Source organism: Methanocalculus pumilus, from assembly GCF_055382585.1.
In genome coordinates, this window is sequence record NZ_AP042393.1 from 1,716,383 (window position 1) to 1,731,315 (window position 14,933).

Sequence of the window (14,933 nt, forward strand, 5' to 3'; positions counted from 1 at the left end):
ACTATTGATCAGATGTTATTATTTAATCATTTCTCCCTCTCTTCTCTCCACTGTTCCGGGTGTTTTCCGGTAGACCATCCACTGGAAGAATGCAATCCGTCTGTTGTTGTCGTCGGTGATGATGACGGTGTATGAAGCGAGTTTTGGATTTTTCTCAAACACTTCTGCAACCGCTGTAAGGGTACCTTCCCGGTCGGTAGTGAGGTATGAGATGGACGCATTGATCGCCGCTGCCGGCACGCCATCTGTATTAGAGGCAATGGCAAATGCACAATCTGCAAGGGTAAAGAGTGCCCCTCCGTGGACGGTTCCATGGCTGTTTCTGTGTTGTTGCCGGATCTGCATGGAGACGACGGCCCGGCTGGGTCTGACCTCTATGAGGTCAATACCATTCTCCCGGGCAAAATGGTCTCTCCTGAAGAACTCATATGCATCATCCAGAGCAATTATACGGGGAGATGGAGTCTGCTCAAATAAATAGGTGGTGGCACCCTGTACGCAGTTTTTCCTTCTTCATGAGGGGGGCTTTCTCCGGGAGTCATGATAGTTTTGGCTGCATGTAGCAGCGGAAGTGGACCTGACATCATCAAAACTATTATCCGGTGTTTTACCAATTGAGATAACAAAGGAGGAATAGAGAATGAGCTCATGGAAATGCACAATCTGCGGACATATACACGATGATGAGAAAGAAGCAAAGAAATTCGAGGAACTCCCTGAAGACTGGATATGCCCGGTCTGTGCAGCACGCAAAGCCCTCTTTGTGAAGAAGGAGTGAGCGAATCGTGGTTGTTCGATCGATCAAAGATGGAATCTCCTGGGTCGGGGCAATCGACTGGGACCGGCGGCTCTTCGATGCCCTTGTTCCGACACCAAAAGGAACCACCTATAACAGCTACCTCGTACAGGGGAGCAGCAAAACAGCTCTCATCGATACCGTAGACGAGATGGGCGAGGGCGAGCTCATCACCAACCTGATGACAGAGAACGTCGATACCATCGATTATATCGTTGTCAACCATGCCGAACAGGATCATTCGGGATGCCTTCCATTGATGATGGAACTCTATCCCGGCGCAAAGGTCCTTGCAACCCCAAAAGCCAAAGAACTGGTGGTAGAGTTCTTCGGTATTGACGAAGAGCGGGTACAGGTTGTTGAAGACGGGGAAGAAGTGGATCTCGGTGGAAAAACCCTCCGGTTCATCCACGCCCCCTGGGTACACTGGCCAGATACCATGTTCACCCATGTGCCAGAAGACCGGATCATCTTCACGACAGATTTCCTCGGATCACATCTTGCTGCATCTGATCTCTATATCAATGACCCCGAGCGGCTCTATGAATCAGCAAAACGCTACTATGCCGAGATCATGATGCCCTTTGCAGGCAGCATACCCGCATATCTTGACAAAATCGAGAGCCTCGATGTTGAGATCATCGCCCCAAGCCACGGGCCGCTCTATAACAACCCCGATCTGATCATGGGATACTATCGGCAGTGGGCAACAGGAGAACCAAAAAATACCGCAGTGATCGCCTTTGTCTCGATGCACGGGAGCACAAAGAAGATGGTTGATATCCTCTCAAACGCACTCATCGACGAGGGAGTGGATGTCGAGCGGTTCGATCTCACCGTAAGCGATACCGGCCTCCTGGCAATGAGCCTTGTTGAAGCAAAGACGATCATCATCGCCACCCCGACAGTTCTCTTCGGTGCTCATCCACTTGCCGTCTACGGCGCCTATCTGGCAGCTGCCATCAAACCGAAGGCAAAATACGCAACAGTCATCGGATCATTCGGCTGGGGCGGCAAGACCGTGAAGCAGATCAGCGATATGATCGCTCCCCTGAAATGCGAGATCATTGACCCGGTCTACATCAAAGGCCACCCGGCTGAAAAAGACTTCGCTGCACTCAAACAACTTGCAAAGGCGATTGCGGCAAAACATGCAGAGTGAACAGATTTTATAAATTAATTAAACTCCACCAACCCAACTTTTAATACTCTTAACCTGTGTAGTATTGCCTATGACTGAAAAGGGCCAGATATACAAATGCAGCGTCTGCGGAAATATCACCAGCGTCATGCATGCAGCGAATGGAAAACTTGTCTGCTGTGGAAAGGATATGGAACTCCTGATCGAACAGACAGCCGACAAGACCACCGAGAAGCATGTCCCGATCATTGAAAAGTCAGGGAAGGGTTATGTTGTCACCGTCGGCTCAACCCCGCATCCGATGGAGCCAAACCACTACGTCGAATGGATCGAGCTCCAGACGAAGAATGGCACCTGTTTAGCCCATTTAAAGCCAGGGATGGCACCAACGGCGTACTTCGAGACCGATGAAGAGCCAGTCAAAGTACGAGAGTTCTGCAACATCCATCTGCTCTGGGCAGATCGGTAATCTTCTTTTATCACCTGACAACCAGATCGTCACCCAGATCCCTTGATATCTCCTCAAGACTCCGAAAGCGGCCTGCCTGAATATCAGCTTCACTCGCTTTTATTCCTTCAATCTCCTCCCGGGTGAGCGGCTCGTCATCATAGACGGAATCGATGAGGCGGCAGATGATTGAGTCGTAAGTATCAGCAGGATGCGCTTTCAGATCATCAAGCATCACTTTCGTCTCCTCACGTACCCTGATGGATCGCATCGCCATACCATTGATCGGTTCTTCATGGGAAGTATAGCTTCCGGATGAAAGAGTGAAGAGATGATATACACCTATCAACTCATTCTTTAACCCATTCCCTCGCAATCCCTTTATATTCAGACCACGATTACTCTTTCATGACCGCACAAGCCTATCGGATTGGGGAGAGATTCAATCCCGATCCTGCGCTGAAAAAATATTATTTCCTCACCTACGCAATCGTCGTCATCCTCCTTGGGGGCTTCGGCATCAGCATCCTCGCCGTGACGCCGGATATCACCGCACTCATCATCACCATACCAATCGCAGCGGTGCTCCTCTTCATCCTCTACTGGCTGCCGCTCTACTACCGGTCCATCATCTACGAGCTGACGCCAACCGAGATCAGCTGGAGGCGGGGTGTCTGGTTCCGACAGAATGCGATCGTCCCCTACTCAAGGATCACAAACGTTGATATCCACCAGGGTCCTGTTATGCGGTTCTTTGGGATCTCCTCCCTGCATCTCCAGACAGCAGGCTATTCTGCACAGCCAAATTCCGAACTCAGTTTAAATGGCATTACCGCCCCCGAAGAGCTCCGCGAACTGATCATGGGATATGTCAGGTCCGGCCCTGCCATCGCAACCGAATCCGGTGGTGAAACCGCAGTACCACGATCAACAGATCCCGTCCTCGATGAACTGCGCCGGATCAGATCAGTCCTTGAAGAGATCGAGAAGAAGAGCTGAATGTCCATCCCAGATCTTCAGGGGAGAGATCTGGATCCTCCCCGCCTCATATCATGGAACATCACCCTCCGCTGCCCGCTGAAATGTGCCCACTGCTATGTGGATGCAGGGAATAGCGAGCCGGAAGGCGTCCTCTCCACAGCCGGAGCAAAGGAAGTGATCGATCAGATAGCAGACGTCGGCAGTCCCATCCTTGTCCTGAGCGGCGGCGAACCCCTGCTCCGGGAGGATATCTGTGAGATCGCAGCCTATGGGACAGAGAAAGGGCTCAGGATGGTAATGGGCACCTCAGGCTACTCTCTTGACGAAGAGATGGCACTCCGCCTGAAAGAGGCTGGCATAAAGGCAGTTGCAATCAGCCTCGACTCGACCGATCCCGCCATCCATGATAGGTTCCGCGGGGTGGAGGGGGCATGGGAGCGGGCGGTGCATGCAATCAATGCCTGCAATGCAGTGAAAATCCCGGTGCAGATCAATATGACGGTGACGAGGCCGGTGATCGGGGATATCGAATCCGTAATCACCTATGGCGAAAGCAAAGGAGTGAACGACTACCATCTCTTCTTCCCGGTCAGAACCGGCCGTGGCGAAGAAATCAGCCTCAGCACACCGGAGGAGTATGAGGAGATCATCCGCGAGGTCCTAATCAGGTACCAAAACAGCGGCCTGAATATCCGGCCGACCTGTGCCCCGCAGTTCAGGAGGATTGCAGATGATCTTGGGATAGAGAACCCGCAGTGGGGCAGGGGATGCCTCGCCGGGATCACGTACTGCCGGATCTATGCAACCGGCGAGGTGACACCGTGCCCATATCTCACAGTATCTGTTGGAAACCTGAAAACAACGTCATTTTCGGATATCTGGTACAGGTCGGAACTCTTTGTAAAACTCCGCGACCTGAACAATATCACGGGGAAATGTGGCCGCTGCACCTACAAGGCCGCCTGTGGCGGATGCCGGGCCCGTGCATACCAGAACCCCGCATCTTCACCCCGCTGGTGTGACGGGCTTGCCGCACCAAAACACCAGACAGATGAGATATTCGCAGAAGATCCCTGGTGTTCCTACCAGCCACGAGAGGTGATACCATAAGAACAGATACCGGGTTGGATCAGATCGATCTCCTCATCCTTGATGCCCTGCAGGATGATCTTCCCCTCACTCCCCGCCCCTGGAAGGAGATCGGGGATCAGATCGAACTCAGCGAAGAAGAGTGCCTGGAACGAATCTGCCGCCTGAAAGAAATCGGGATCATCAGGAATATCTCACCTGTTCTTGAATCCCGGAAATTCGGCCTGAATGCCGGATCGCTGATCGCTTTTCACATACCGGAAGAGCGAATAGATAAGGTCGCAGCAATCATCAACAGCTACCCTGAAGTCTCCCACAACTACCGGCGGGATCATTACTATTCCATCTGGTTCACAATCGCCGGTAGAACTGGGGAGGAGATCGAATTGATCCTATCAGATATCCAGAAGAGAGCCGGTATTTCTGATGAGGATATGATCAGCCTCCCCACTATCAGATCGTACAAGATCGATGTCCGCTTTCATTGCATCCCGGAGGGATCAGATGGACGAGACTGACCGGGCAATCCTGAGAGAACTTGAACTTGGCGTCCCCCTGGTGCAGCAGCCATTTGCCGGGATCGGAGTTGCCCTTGGCATCCCCGAGGAGGAGATCCTCTCCCGAATCCGGAAGATGAAGGATGCAGGGATCATCAGGAAGATCCGGGCACGGATCAACCAGCGGGAGATCGGAATTGCTGCAAACGCACTTGTCGCCTGGAATGTGCCAAAGGGATGGGACGGTTTTGAAAGGCTCGCAGATCTTCCCGGAGTATCACACTGCTACCTGAGAAAGCCTGTTCCCGGAAAATGGGAGTACTCTGTCTATACCGTTCATCATAACCGTACACAGGACGAAGTCTATTCCATCGTACGCAGGTTTGCACGTGAGGAAGGGATCACCGGGTACCAGGTGCTCTTCAGTACCGAAGAGTTAAAGCGTGTCCCGGCAGTCCGGATCGATCAGACAGGAGAGGGAACCAGATGAACAGGATCACACAGTGCCTCCATGGAAAAGGAACAATCAGCGGCATGATGCATCAGAGGAAGAATGGAGGGAATGGATCCCGTGGAGAGTACCTCGCCTATGCAACCGAGTTTCGGCCGGTCATCTTCTGGAACCTCACTAACCGCTGCAACCTGAACTGTATCCACTGTTATAATCGATCGGGTCCGGGAAACGGCACAAATAACGAGCTGACAACAGACGAGGCATTAGCACTCATCGATGACCTTGCAACAATGAGAGTTCCCCTGATCCTCTTCACAGGCGGCGAGCCGCTCCTCAGGGAGGATATCTGGACCCTGGCAGATCATGCCCGGAGAAGAGGTATCATGACCGCCCTCTCGACAAACGGCACCCTGATCACACCGGAAGTTGCCGAGCAGATCAAGGCGAGCGGGATCGGCTATGCAGGGATATCGCTTGATGGTGCGAACGCAGAGACCCACAACAGGTTCCGCGGAAGACCTGATGCATTTGAACGATCTCTTGCTGCATTTGCGCATTGCAGGGATGCAGGCGTCAGGTGCGGGGTCCGGGTGACGCTGACAAAAGAGAACTATGCAGAACTCCCCGCACTCATCGATCTCGCAGAAGAGATCGGGGCATCCCGCTTCTGCCTCTACTGGCTCGTCCCAAGCGGCCGGGGCATAGACACCTACAACCGTCTCCAGCTCTCCGGTGGTGAGGTGGATGATGCGCTCACACTTCTCTACAGGCGGGCAAAAGAAACTGATCCGAAACGAATGGAGTTTCTCACTGTCGATTCGCCCCAGGATGCCATCCACCTCCTTGCTGCAATGAAACGGGACAATGCCGACGATATCGCCGAGGCAGAAGAGCTTGTCGCATCCCTCAAAGGCGGATGCAGTGCCGGGACACGGGTTGCCAATATCGACCATCAGGGGAATGTCTACCCCTGCCAGTTTGCACAGGCAGACGATCTCCGTATAGGCTCTGTCAGGGACCAGCCATTCTCCCGGATCTGGGATGCAACTGATCATCCGGTCCTCTCGATCTTCAGGGAGGCATCACCCGCACTTACCGGACACTGTGGAAATTGCCGGTATATCACCCTCTGCGGCGGCGGATGCAGGGTGCGGGCGCTCCGGCTCGCCGGTGAGATCCATGCAGAAGATCCCTTCTGTTTCCTCAATGAAAATGAATAACACGCTAATTTCTTCACAGACATGGCACGACTGAACCCGGAAAAAACCACCATCCTCTTCTTCGACCTTGAAGCGTACGTTCCGGGGCCGCTCCGGAGCAGGGCGAGGATCCCCTCGCTTGCCGCAAACCCCCATCTCCCGGGAGTGTGTCTCATCGGTGGTGTGTTCAGCTGCTGTAACCCGTTTCAGATCAACTCACCCGGGATACAGGGACACTGGATATGGGAATATGAATCCGAGAGGGATCTTCTGGCAGCAATTTATTCTCTCTTTCAGGAATGCTGGGCAAGACTGAAAGGAAAAGAGAAGCATGAAGCGGACTTGATTCTTGCGGGTGTTGGGATCGGAACCTTTGACATCCCCTTCCTCTACTCGCGAGCACTCATCCACGAAATCGCTCCCCCAGAAGACCTCTACGAGACCTTCTGCTGCTGTCGGGTGCTCGACCTTGCTTCAGCCGGGATTGGGTACCTGAGGGAGCGCCATCCCATCCCGCACCCGGTCACCCATACCGATCTCCTGAAGCGGTTCATCGGCGATGAGACTAAAGCAGGTGGCGGCATTGTCTGGGATATGGTGGACTCCGGCAGAACCGGGGCGATTGAGGAGCGGACCGTCCTTGAGGTGGAGCAGATCATCGCCATCTATGAGGCGATGATCACTCTGAACGGTTCAGCTCCCGCCAGACAAAACGGAAACGCTGGATTGCGGTGATATGGCCGAGGAAGCCAAAGAGCAGGAGCATGATCCCAAGGTATGTCCATGAGAAGAGTCCTGCCGGGAGGAGAATATCCGCAATTCCCGCAAGCAGGATCAGAACCAACCGGTCAGCCCTCCCGAGGAGCCCGCCATAGTACCGACCCACCCCGACCGCCTGTGCCTGGGTTCCAAGATATGAGGACATCAGGACACCGGTGAGGGCAAAGACGCCAACCTCCCAGGAGGCAAATCCTCCGGCAAAGATCCCGATGATGATGATGATATCGGCATACCGGTCAAGCACATGATCGAGGAAATCACCCTTCACGCCGGCAGAGCCTGATTCGCGGGCAATTGCACCGTCTATCGCATCAAAAAACGCATTTACGGCGACAAAGAGGACGCCGAGGCCGATCTCGCGGTACCAGAATGCAGTCCCGGCAACCATTGCTGCTACAAGTGCGAGTACCGTGCAGGTATTCGGGGTGAGGCCGAGGCGTATCGAGAGCCTTGCAACCGGGGTTACAATCCCGGTCATATGAGGGCGGAGCTGGTCAAGGGTCATGGCATCCGGTTCATGAGATAGAGAGACCAGTCACAGGTGCCATGTGAGGGGGAGGCATCTCCCGCCCTGACATCCAGAACAAAGTCAGCAACTGTCTCGCTCGTTGTATCTGTCGTCTCGAACTCATAAATCACTTCTGAATCATGGTTCTCGAGGGTCTCGATGAGGGTGCTGTCCAGCGCTTCTGCAAGTGCATTCTCTTCTGCTTTCTCAGGAGAATATCCACGCCCAATCAGCCGATCGACAAGCACATCCGGATCGCACCTGAGGATCACCACCCGGTCACAGGGGAGGAGATGAGCAAGATGGCCTTCCACCACGCCATCAACCGGCTTAAACTCCGCTGCCCAGAGCTCTTCGTCGATGATTATTGTATCACGATCCGGGTCCCTTCCGAGAATATAGGGAGTGATTGTGTCGTTGATCCGGACAACATACACCCCACGCTCCTCAAGGATATCCGCAACAGTTGTTTTTCCGGTTCCGGGAACTCCGGTTAAGCCGATCATCATAGTGACACAATCGCAGAGAGGAATCGTTCGCATTCCCAGTCAGCACCGATAGAGACCCTGATGAAAGTCTCGCCAAGTCCGGGGAAACTCTCGCATGAACGCACCAGCACACCCTTCTTCCCCAGTGCATCCATCGCCTCCCTTCCGGTGCGGGGGGCAAGATCGATCATCACAAAGTTCGCACCGCTCGGTGCAACCGGATAGGGGATCTCATCACAGAAGCGTCTCCGCCACCGCGTAACATGAGCGATGTAGCAATCAGCATAGGCAGGATCCGAGAGTGCGCCGACAGCGGCAGCCTCAGAGACCGCATTCAATGCAAACGGCGTCTCTGCCCGGATATAACAGGGTTGGAACCATTCAGGAACAAACGCATACCCGACCCGGAATCCCGCAAGCCCGTAGACCTTTGACATCGTCCGCCCGATGATCAGGTTCTCGTACCGATCCAACAGCGGCAGATAATCAACATCTGAAAACTCGACATATGCGTTGTCGAGGAAGAGGATGCCGTTGATATTCCCGAGAATAGAAGCGATCACCTCAGGCGGCGTAACCGTTCCCGTGGGATTATTCGGGGAACAGATGAAAGAGAGTTTTGCATCCCTGGCAGCTGCAATGAATGATTTTGGATCGACTTCATAAGAGGCATTCCTCGGTACATATCCGACCTTCCCTCCCTGTGCGGTGACGGCAAGCCCATAGAAGGAGAATGTGGGGGAGGAGATAACCACCGAATCACCAGAGGTGATGAGTGCCCGGACGACCGTCTCGATGACTCCATCCATCCCCGCACCGGCGACAACCGGGTACGAACCATAGATCTCCTGTAGTTTTTTGATCAGTTCTTCATGCGTTATGCCGGGATAGCGGTTACAGGAGATGATAGCCTCTGCTGCTGCTGCCTGTGCCGAATCTGAGGGGGGGGAGGGGTTCTCGTTTGAGGCGAGCCGTGCCACCTCGGAGAAACCGTACCTCTCTGCGATATCCTCTGCCTTCCCGGCAAAGACATATCCCCCGTCCAGAAAGCAGGATCTAACCAAGGACCTCGGTGAGGGCTTCATGAACGACTCCTGCTGCACGATCGATCTCGGCATCCGAGATGATCAGGGGCGGGACAAGCCGGAGATTGCCATCTCCGGCACAGTTGACCAGCACGCCGTGATCAAGACAGATCTGTTGGACCTTCGGACATTCCACTTCGCCGACGGTGATGCCGATCATCAGTCCGCAGACACGGGGATTCCATTTCGCCAGTGCTTCGGCAAACCGCTTCCCCTTCCCTGCAATCTCCGGGAGGATCGGCTCGATGACATCCATCGTCGCCATCGAAGCGGCCATCGCAAGCGGTCCGCCCGCAAAAGTGCTGCCATGCTCGCTCTTCTTAAATGCAAGACCTTCACGTGCTGCAATTGCCCCGATTGGGAAGCCGGATGCGATCCCTTTTGCAAGCGAGACGATATCGGGCATCACCTTTGTCTGGTGCATCCGAAGCCAGGAGCCGGTCCTGCCCATGCCACACTGCACCTCGTCAGCAATGAGGAGTGCATCCTTCTCATCGCAGATCTCCCTGACACCCTCGATGAACCCTTCAGGCGGGATGATGACACCGGCTTCACCCTGGATAGGTTCAAGGATGACTGCGGCAGTATCGGTGGTGACGGCTTTTCTGAGTGCATCGAGATCCCCGTACTCAACAAAACTGCACCCATATCCAAGAGGTTCAAATGGTTCGCGGATAGCAGGCTTATGCGTAACAGCAAGAGATCCGATCGTCCGCCCATGGAAACCATGGGTAAAGGCGACGGTCTCTTTTCGCTTTGTTGCAACCCGTGCAAGTTTCAGTGCAGCGTCATTTGCTTCTGCGCCGGAGTTTGAGAAGAATACCTGTGCCATTTGGGTTGCCGTTGCCAGACGCTCTGCATATTCTGCCTGTCCTGGGACATAGTAGAGGTTTGAGCAGTGGATCAGCTCCTTAGCCTGCCGGCAGATCGCCTCTACAACATGGTCATGGCAATGGCCGGTGCTGCAGACGGCAATACCTGCCACACAATCGAGATACTCACGTCCCTCAGCATCCCATACCGTACATCCCTTCCCGCGCCGGATCATCATCGTCCGGGAGAAGGCAGGCATGTAGTACCTGGCATCAAGGCTCTTGTAATCATCCATGTTCATTCACTCATATTCTATTGTTGCAGGGGGTTTTGGGGTTACATCATAGACAACCCGTGCCACCCCGGGGATCTCCGAGGTGATACGGGATGCGATCCGATCAAGGGTCTCATACGGCAGGCGGAGGGGATCTGCGGTCATGCCATCACGGGAGTTTACCGCACGTACCGAGACGATCCAGCCATGGAGCCGAACATCGCCCTTGACACCCGTTCCAAGTCCGATGAGGGCGGCAAAGCACTGCCAGGGGGAGTAGGTCTCGATCAGCTCCTCCTCGACGATATTGTTTGCCTCCCGGACAATCGCAACCTTCTCGGGTGTTACCTCCCCGAGCACCCTGACCGCAAGACCAGGTCCCGGGAACGGCATCCTGTGCTGGATCTCAGGCGGGAGGCCGAGCGCACCTGCAACGACCCGCACCTCATCCTTGTATAAATCCCGGAGCGGCTCAAGAACTCCCTTGAATGTGATGTCAAGCGGCATTCCTCCGACATTGTGGTGGCTTTTTATACCGCCCTCGCTCTCGATTCTGTCGGGATAGATAGTTCCCTGGAGGAGATATTCGGCCCCGGTCTCCTTTGCCTCATGCTCGAATATCCTGATGAACCGCTCTCCGATCGCCTTCCTCTTCTCTTCGGGATCGATGATTCCTTTGAGGGAGGTGAAGAACTCAGTTGAGGCATCCACAGTCTTGAGGTTGATTGACCCAAAGAGCTGCTTTATCCGGGCACTCTCACCTTTCCTCATCAGGCCGGTATCCACATAGATCGGGATCAGCCGATCGCCGATTGCCCGTGCCGCAAGTGCTGCACAGACCGAGCTGTCGACACCGCCTGAGAGCGCCATGACAACATGGCCATCCTTTGCAGCTACTTTTATCTCCTCAACCGCTTCTTCAATGAATTTCTGTGCATTTACCATGGTTGTCACCTATGTTGTCTTTTTTCCGGTTTTACATGCTGTAACGAACCCGAGGAACGGGGGGGACGGCCGTGTCGGACGTGACCTGAACTCGGGATGGAACTGGGTCGCAAAGAAGAACGGATGATCTGATATCTCCAGGATCTCCATCCGGTTCCCGTTTCTTCCCGAGAAGATAAGGCCATGTTCTTCAAGTACCGGTATAAACTCCGGGTTCACCTCATAACGGTGGCGGTGCCGTTCGATCACTTCAGGTGCCTTATAGATCCGATCCGCAATTGTACCCGGAGTGATTGTAACCGGATAATCTCCAAGCCGCATCGTTCCGCCAAGATCCGTCTCACCCTCCTGTTCGGGGAGGATCATGATCACATGAGTGCCATCTCCAATCTCTGCGCTGATCGCATCACTGATCCCTGCGATATTCCGAGCGTATTCGACTACTGCCAGCTGGAAGCCGAGGCAGAGGCCGAGGAAAGGGATCTTCTTCTCGCGAGCGCACCGGATGGCGGAGATCTTTCCTTCGATACCGCGTGTCCCGAATCCGCCGGGGATCAGGATACCGTCAACCTCGTTGAAGGCGGAATCCTCACAATCCTCGGCATCGATCCACCTGATATTCACTTCAGTCGAGAGGGAGCGCCCTGCATGCTTCAGCGCCTCCTTGATGCTCATATAGACATCCTCAACCCCGTACTTGGTGACGATGGCAACGGTGATTCTGCTGGTATATTCTTTGGTCACAATCCGGTACCAGTCAGTTGAGAGAGAATGCACCTCCAGCTGGAGGAGATCCATCAGGACATCTGCAAGACCCTCTTTCTCAAGCTCCATCGGGACATGATAGGTATCGGGGGCCGTTGTGGCACTGATCACCGCCCGTTCCGGTACATCGCAGAAGGCCGAGATCTTTCTCTTCGTATGGGTACCGACCGGCAGCTCGCTTCTGCCAACGATGACATCAGGATACAGCCCGAGCTCCCTGAGCGCCTTCACCGAGTGCTGGGTCGGTTTTGTCTTCAGGTCACCCATCGAATCTGCGGGGATGAGCGTCACATGGACGAGGATAAAGTCGCCGGGTGCAGACTCGCCATGCATCTGACGAACCGCCTCCAGAAACGGCATGCTCTCGATATCGCCGACAGTTCCGCCAACCTCGACGATACAGACATCTGCCGGATCGCCGTTTGTCCTCCAGTTTTCAGCAGCTGATCTGATCAGGCACTTGATCATATCGGTGATATGGGGGATGATCTGGACCGTCTCCCCGAGATAATCCCCATGCCGCTCCTTATCGATGACGGTCCGGTAGATTTTGCCGGTGGTGATATTATGATCTGAGGTGAGCTCGATATCCATGAACCGTTCATAATTCCCAAGATCAAGATCGACCTCCGCGCCGTCACGGAGCACAAAAACCTCACCATGCTGTGCAGGATTCATCGTGCCCGCATCGATATTGAGGTAGGGATCGATCTTCACCGCAGTAACAATATAACCCCGGTTCTTCAGGATACGTCCAATTGAGGCAGCAGTGATACCTTTTCCAAGGCCACTCATCACCCCTCCGGTCACAACAATATACTTCAAGATAGACCCCCGCTTAAGATCCGTCTCTCTTCTCAAACTATTATCCTTCGCATCGGTTGGTATTGGAGGGGATACCCGGAAGGTCAGTTTTTTGAAACGATCGCAAAAGATGCGGTAGTCCTGGCAAGAACTTCTCCCGATCCATCGCCTCTTCGGACTTCGGCTTCTGTAAAAGCGACCCGCCGTCCACGCCTGACCACCCATCCGCGCGCAACAATCGTTCCGTCCCGTGCTCCCCGGAGGAAGCTGGTCGATTCGGAGATGGTGGCGATTCCTTCGGTCTGGTTAAGCACCGTATAGAGGGCAAGCGCCATCGCTTCATCGGCAAGCGCAACGAAGATGCCTCCCTGGAGCCATCCAACCCCATTATGCATCGTCTGCACAATCTCCATAGACAGTTCCGCGTGACCCCCGGCAAATGAGATGACATTGACGCCCATCATCTTAAAAAACGGGTTTGCCTGATCTGAATCCAGTTTCAGGCGCTCTATATAATCCATCATCTATGACTCGCCTTCAGCCCGGCATAAGCATTTCGACGCCATATTTTTTATATAATTAACACCTTCTGAAAAGATGGGAATTCCAATGGTTACAATCAAGCATTTCCTGGCATTAATCATCGCAATCGCGGTGATTCTCCCCGCCGCTTCGGCGATGGTGGGAGGAGACAAGGCCTGGTTCCTAATCAACAGCAATGTCGATGGAGCCGACGTCTATTTTGGAGGAGAATACAAGGGGCAGACCGTAGATCAGAAACTCTATGTTGAGTACTATACCACCGGAACACCAGTGACCAACTTCATGGTGACAAAGGACGGTTATACACCCTATACGGGCCAGATTACCCATTATCCCGCAATGGGTGAGACAGTTAACCTGTTTGCCACCCTGCAGCCTGCCGAGCCAACCCCGGAGCCCGCACCGATCGGCGGAAGCATCGGCTGGTACACCATCTATGCAAATGTCGATGGTGCAAATGTCTACTTTGACAATGATTTCAAAGGCACAACTGCAAATGGCGAATTAACCGTGCAGGTCTATGCGACAGCCACCCCCTACCAGACATTCCGGGTTTCAAAGGCAGGATACTCGGACTTTACCAGCCAGATCACTGACTGGCCGGCAGCCGGGGAGACGGTAAAACTCCATGCAAACCTGCAGCCGGTTGCACCAACCCAGCCCCAGCCTTCCCCGGTATCGATCCTGGCAGTTCTTGGTGGCGCAGTCGGTGCAGCAGTACTCATCGCCTACAGGCGGAAATAATTCACTTCTTTTTTTTATTCAGCCACCATTCTTATAGTATGGTCATCATCCGCAGAATAGTACCAGAGGATTTTGAGGCAGTCTCCAGGATGGAGGAGCGGAGTTCCGGTTCAATTCAAGGTGCATATGTCTTCATCAGGCAGATGCAGGCAATAGCAGGTGATACCTTCTTCGTCGCAGTGGCAGATGGCGAAGTCGCCGGCTATACCATCGGATCCATCGTCGGCTCTTCCCCTGATACAGGATGGGTTCTCCGGCTCCAGGTGGCAGATCTTCATCAGAGGAACGGGATCGGCCGGAGGTTAATAGAAGGGCTTTTAGCAGCATTCAGGGAGAGAGAGGTGGTGAAGGTCATCCTCTCGGTCTCACCAAAAAACCATGCGGCTCTCCCCCTTTATCGCTCACTTGGGTTTATTGATGATTCATTTGAGCCCGACTACTTCGGGCCGGGTGCTGACCGCCTGATCCTCAGCAAAAATATGGAAACTCTTCTCGATTGACCGGAATAATAACTCTGAGTTGCTTGAGGATCGCCTCTATTCTGCAGATCGGTGAAAACCCTTAATGTGATTGTTTCCG

Annotated in this window: 20 protein-coding genes; 11 read left to right on the forward strand and 9 right to left on the reverse strand. The window is 53.8% G+C overall.

The window, feature by feature from the left end; genetic code table 11:
• Nucleotides 1-18: 18 nt before the first annotated feature.
• Nucleotides 19-345 (reverse strand): PaaI family thioesterase, encoded by a 327-nt coding sequence (locus ACZ44I_RS09035; protein ID WP_464576494.1) that lies wholly within the window; start codon nucleotides 343-345, stop codon nucleotides 19-21.
• Nucleotides 346-640: 295 nt separating this feature from the next.
• Here ACZ44I_RS09035 and ACZ44I_RS09040 point away from each other — a divergent pair, with 295 nt between their 5' ends.
• The 3 genes from ACZ44I_RS09040 (at nucleotide 641) to ACZ44I_RS09050 (ending at nucleotide 2,406) form a co-directional block, all read left to right on the forward strand.
• Nucleotides 641-778, forward strand: coding sequence for a rubredoxin (locus ACZ44I_RS09040; RefSeq protein WP_464550645.1), 138 nt, complete (start codon nucleotides 641-643; stop codon nucleotides 776-778).
• Between the two features lie 7 nt (nucleotides 779-785).
• Nucleotides 786-1,958 carry an FprA family A-type flavoprotein gene (locus tag ACZ44I_RS09045; RefSeq protein ID WP_464550643.1) on the forward strand — a complete coding sequence of 391 codons (1,173 nt, stop codon included), beginning with the start codon at nucleotides 786-788 and terminating at the stop codon, nucleotides 1,956-1,958.
• A gap of 70 nt (nucleotides 1,959-2,028) precedes the next feature.
• Nucleotides 2,029-2,406 (forward strand): desulfoferrodoxin, encoded by a 378-nt coding sequence (locus tag ACZ44I_RS09050; protein WP_464550641.1) that lies wholly within the window; start codon nucleotides 2,029-2,031, stop codon nucleotides 2,404-2,406.
• A 10-nt stretch (nucleotides 2,407-2,416) separates the two neighbouring features.
• Here ACZ44I_RS09050 and ACZ44I_RS09055 read toward each other — a convergent pair whose 3' ends face one another.
• On the reverse strand, nucleotides 2,417-2,662 hold the full coding sequence (locus tag ACZ44I_RS09055; protein WP_464550639.1) for a hypothetical protein: 246 nt from the start codon (nucleotides 2,660-2,662) through the stop codon (nucleotides 2,417-2,419).
• A 131-nt stretch (nucleotides 2,663-2,793) separates the two neighbouring features.
• Between ACZ44I_RS09055 and ACZ44I_RS09060 the strand changes: the two genes are divergently transcribed.
• Genes ACZ44I_RS09060 through ACZ44I_RS09085 form a run of 6 tightly spaced genes read left to right on the forward strand, consistent with a single transcriptional unit; the run spans nucleotide 2,794 to nucleotide 7,340 of the window.
• Nucleotides 2,794-3,384: a PH domain-containing protein gene (locus tag ACZ44I_RS09060; protein WP_464550637.1), complete on the forward strand. Its 591-nt coding sequence runs from the start codon at nucleotides 2,794-2,796 to the stop codon at nucleotides 3,382-3,384.
• Nucleotides 3,385-4,476 carry a radical SAM protein gene (locus ACZ44I_RS09065; RefSeq protein ID WP_464550635.1) on the forward strand — a complete coding sequence of 364 codons (1,092 nt, stop codon included), beginning with the start codon at nucleotides 3,385-3,387 and terminating at the stop codon, nucleotides 4,474-4,476.
• Between the two features lie 14 nt (nucleotides 4,477-4,490).
• Complete coding sequence (gene ahbA, locus ACZ44I_RS09070) at nucleotides 4,491-4,973, forward strand: siroheme decarboxylase subunit alpha (RefSeq protein ID WP_464550633.1); 483 nt, start codon at nucleotides 4,491-4,493, stop codon at nucleotides 4,971-4,973.
• The gene (gene ahbB / locus ACZ44I_RS09075) at nucleotides 4,960-5,442 is read left to right on the forward strand and encodes a siroheme decarboxylase subunit beta (protein ID WP_464550631.1); all 483 of its coding nucleotides are present in this window, start codon (nucleotides 4,960-4,962) and stop codon (nucleotides 5,440-5,442) included. Before ahbA ends, ahbB begins: the two co-directional genes overlap by 14 nt.
• On the forward strand, nucleotides 5,439-6,626 hold the full coding sequence (locus ACZ44I_RS09080; RefSeq protein ID WP_464550629.1) for a radical SAM protein: 1,188 nt from the start codon (nucleotides 5,439-5,441) through the stop codon (nucleotides 6,624-6,626). The genes ahbB and ACZ44I_RS09080 overlap by 4 nt, the downstream gene beginning before the upstream one ends.
• A 21-nt stretch (nucleotides 6,627-6,647) precedes the next feature.
• Entirely contained in the window at nucleotides 6,648-7,340 is a 693-nt protein-coding gene (locus tag ACZ44I_RS09085) for a hypothetical protein (RefSeq protein WP_464550627.1), read from the forward strand.
• On the opposite strand, the gene ACZ44I_RS09090 is transcribed toward ACZ44I_RS09085, so the two are convergent.
• The 7 genes from ACZ44I_RS09090 to ACZ44I_RS09120 all read right to left on the reverse strand — a co-directional run bounded on the left by ACZ44I_RS09090 (nucleotide 7,285) and on the right by ACZ44I_RS09120 (nucleotide 13,588).
• On the reverse strand, nucleotides 7,285-7,890 hold the full coding sequence (locus tag ACZ44I_RS09090; protein WP_300334415.1) for a CDP-alcohol phosphatidyltransferase family protein: 606 nt from the start codon (nucleotides 7,888-7,890) through the stop codon (nucleotides 7,285-7,287). The genes ACZ44I_RS09085 and ACZ44I_RS09090 overlap by 56 nt on opposite strands.
• Nucleotides 7,887-8,435, reverse strand: a complete 549-nt coding sequence (locus ACZ44I_RS09095; RefSeq protein ID WP_464550625.1) for an adenylate kinase family protein — start codon at nucleotides 8,433-8,435, stop codon at nucleotides 7,887-7,889. The genes ACZ44I_RS09090 and ACZ44I_RS09095 overlap by 4 nt, the downstream gene beginning before the upstream one ends.
• Nucleotides 8,399-9,445: a pyridoxal phosphate-dependent aminotransferase gene (locus tag ACZ44I_RS09100; RefSeq protein WP_464550623.1), complete on the reverse strand. Its 1,047-nt coding sequence runs from the start codon at nucleotides 9,443-9,445 to the stop codon at nucleotides 8,399-8,401. Before ACZ44I_RS09100 ends, ACZ44I_RS09095 begins: the two co-directional genes overlap by 37 nt.
• Nucleotides 9,438-10,574 carry an aspartate aminotransferase family protein gene (locus ACZ44I_RS09105; RefSeq protein WP_464550621.1) on the reverse strand — a complete coding sequence of 379 codons (1,137 nt, stop codon included), beginning with the start codon at nucleotides 10,572-10,574 and terminating at the stop codon, nucleotides 9,438-9,440. Before ACZ44I_RS09105 ends, ACZ44I_RS09100 begins: the two co-directional genes overlap by 8 nt.
• A gap of 6 nt (nucleotides 10,575-10,580) precedes the next feature.
• Nucleotides 10,581-11,498 carry a glutamine-hydrolyzing GMP synthase gene (gene guaA / locus ACZ44I_RS09110; protein ID WP_464550619.1) on the reverse strand — a complete coding sequence of 306 codons (918 nt, stop codon included), beginning with the start codon at nucleotides 11,496-11,498 and terminating at the stop codon, nucleotides 10,581-10,583.
• A 9-nt stretch (nucleotides 11,499-11,507) separates the two neighbouring features.
• A complete protein-coding gene (gene pyrG, locus ACZ44I_RS09115) occupies nucleotides 11,508-13,088 on the reverse strand; it encodes a glutamine hydrolyzing CTP synthase (protein WP_464550617.1) in 1,581 nt (526 codons plus the stop codon).
• An 83-nt stretch (nucleotides 13,089-13,171) separates the two neighbouring features.
• The gene (locus ACZ44I_RS09120; RefSeq protein ID WP_464576497.1) at nucleotides 13,172-13,588 is read right to left on the reverse strand and encodes a PaaI family thioesterase; all 417 of its coding nucleotides are present in this window, start codon (nucleotides 13,586-13,588) and stop codon (nucleotides 13,172-13,174) included.
• A 76-nt stretch (nucleotides 13,589-13,664) separates the two neighbouring features.
• On the opposite strand from ACZ44I_RS09120, the gene ACZ44I_RS09125 reads away from it, so the two are divergent.
• Together ACZ44I_RS09125 and ACZ44I_RS09130 are read left to right on the forward strand one after the other, a co-directional pair.
• The gene (locus ACZ44I_RS09125) at nucleotides 13,665-14,354 is read left to right on the forward strand and encodes a PEGA domain-containing protein (RefSeq protein ID WP_464550613.1); all 690 of its coding nucleotides are present in this window, start codon (nucleotides 13,665-13,667) and stop codon (nucleotides 14,352-14,354) included.
• A gap of 38 nt (nucleotides 14,355-14,392) precedes the next feature.
• Complete coding sequence (locus tag ACZ44I_RS09130; protein WP_464550611.1) at nucleotides 14,393-14,854, forward strand: N-acetyltransferase family protein; 462 nt, start codon at nucleotides 14,393-14,395, stop codon at nucleotides 14,852-14,854.
• The last annotated feature ends 79 nt before the right edge of the window (nucleotides 14,855-14,933 follow it).

Coding starts and splice junctions, on each gene's coding strand:
- ahbB (WP_464550631.1), top strand. CDS start 4,960: ATGGACGAGACTGACCGGGCAATCCTGAGAGAACTTGAACTTGGCGTC.
- ACZ44I_RS09055 (WP_464550639.1), bottom strand. CDS start 2,662: ATGGCGATGCGATCCATCAGGGTACGTGAGGAGACGAAAGTGATGCTT.
- ACZ44I_RS09085 (WP_464550627.1), top strand. CDS start 6,648: ATGGCACGACTGAACCCGGAAAAAACCACCATCCTCTTCTTCGACCTT.
- ACZ44I_RS09125 (WP_464550613.1), top strand. CDS start 13,665: ATGGGAATTCCAATGGTTACAATCAAGCATTTCCTGGCATTAATCATC.
- ACZ44I_RS09130 (WP_464550611.1), top strand. CDS start 14,393: ATGGTCATCATCCGCAGAATAGTACCAGAGGATTTTGAGGCAGTCTCC.
- guaA (WP_464550619.1), bottom strand. CDS start 11,498: ATGGTAAATGCACAGAAATTCATTGAAGAAGCGGTTGAGGAGATAAAA.
- ACZ44I_RS09065 (WP_464550635.1), top strand. CDS start 3,385: ATGTCCATCCCAGATCTTCAGGGGAGAGATCTGGATCCTCCCCGCCTC.
- ACZ44I_RS09090 (WP_300334415.1), bottom strand. CDS start 7,890: ATGACCCTTGACCAGCTCCGCCCTCATATGACCGGGATTGTAACCCCG.
- ACZ44I_RS09050 (WP_464550641.1), top strand. CDS start 2,029: ATGACTGAAAAGGGCCAGATATACAAATGCAGCGTCTGCGGAAATATC.
- ACZ44I_RS09120 (WP_464576497.1), bottom strand. CDS start 13,588: ATGGATTATATAGAGCGCCTGAAACTGGATTCAGATCAGGCAAACCCG.
- ACZ44I_RS09060 (WP_464550637.1), top strand. CDS start 2,794: ATGACCGCACAAGCCTATCGGATTGGGGAGAGATTCAATCCCGATCCT.
- ACZ44I_RS09105 (WP_464550621.1), bottom strand. CDS start 10,574: ATGGATGATTACAAGAGCCTTGATGCCAGGTACTACATGCCTGCCTTC.
- ACZ44I_RS09035 (WP_464576494.1), bottom strand. CDS start 345: ATGCAGATCCGGCAACAACACAGAAACAGCCATGGAACCGTCCACGGA.
- ACZ44I_RS09040 (WP_464550645.1), top strand. CDS start 641: ATGAGCTCATGGAAATGCACAATCTGCGGACATATACACGATGATGAG.
- ACZ44I_RS09080 (WP_464550629.1), top strand. CDS start 5,439: ATGAACAGGATCACACAGTGCCTCCATGGAAAAGGAACAATCAGCGGC.
- ACZ44I_RS09095 (WP_464550625.1), bottom strand. CDS start 8,435: ATGCGAACGATTCCTCTCTGCGATTGTGTCACTATGATGATCGGCTTA.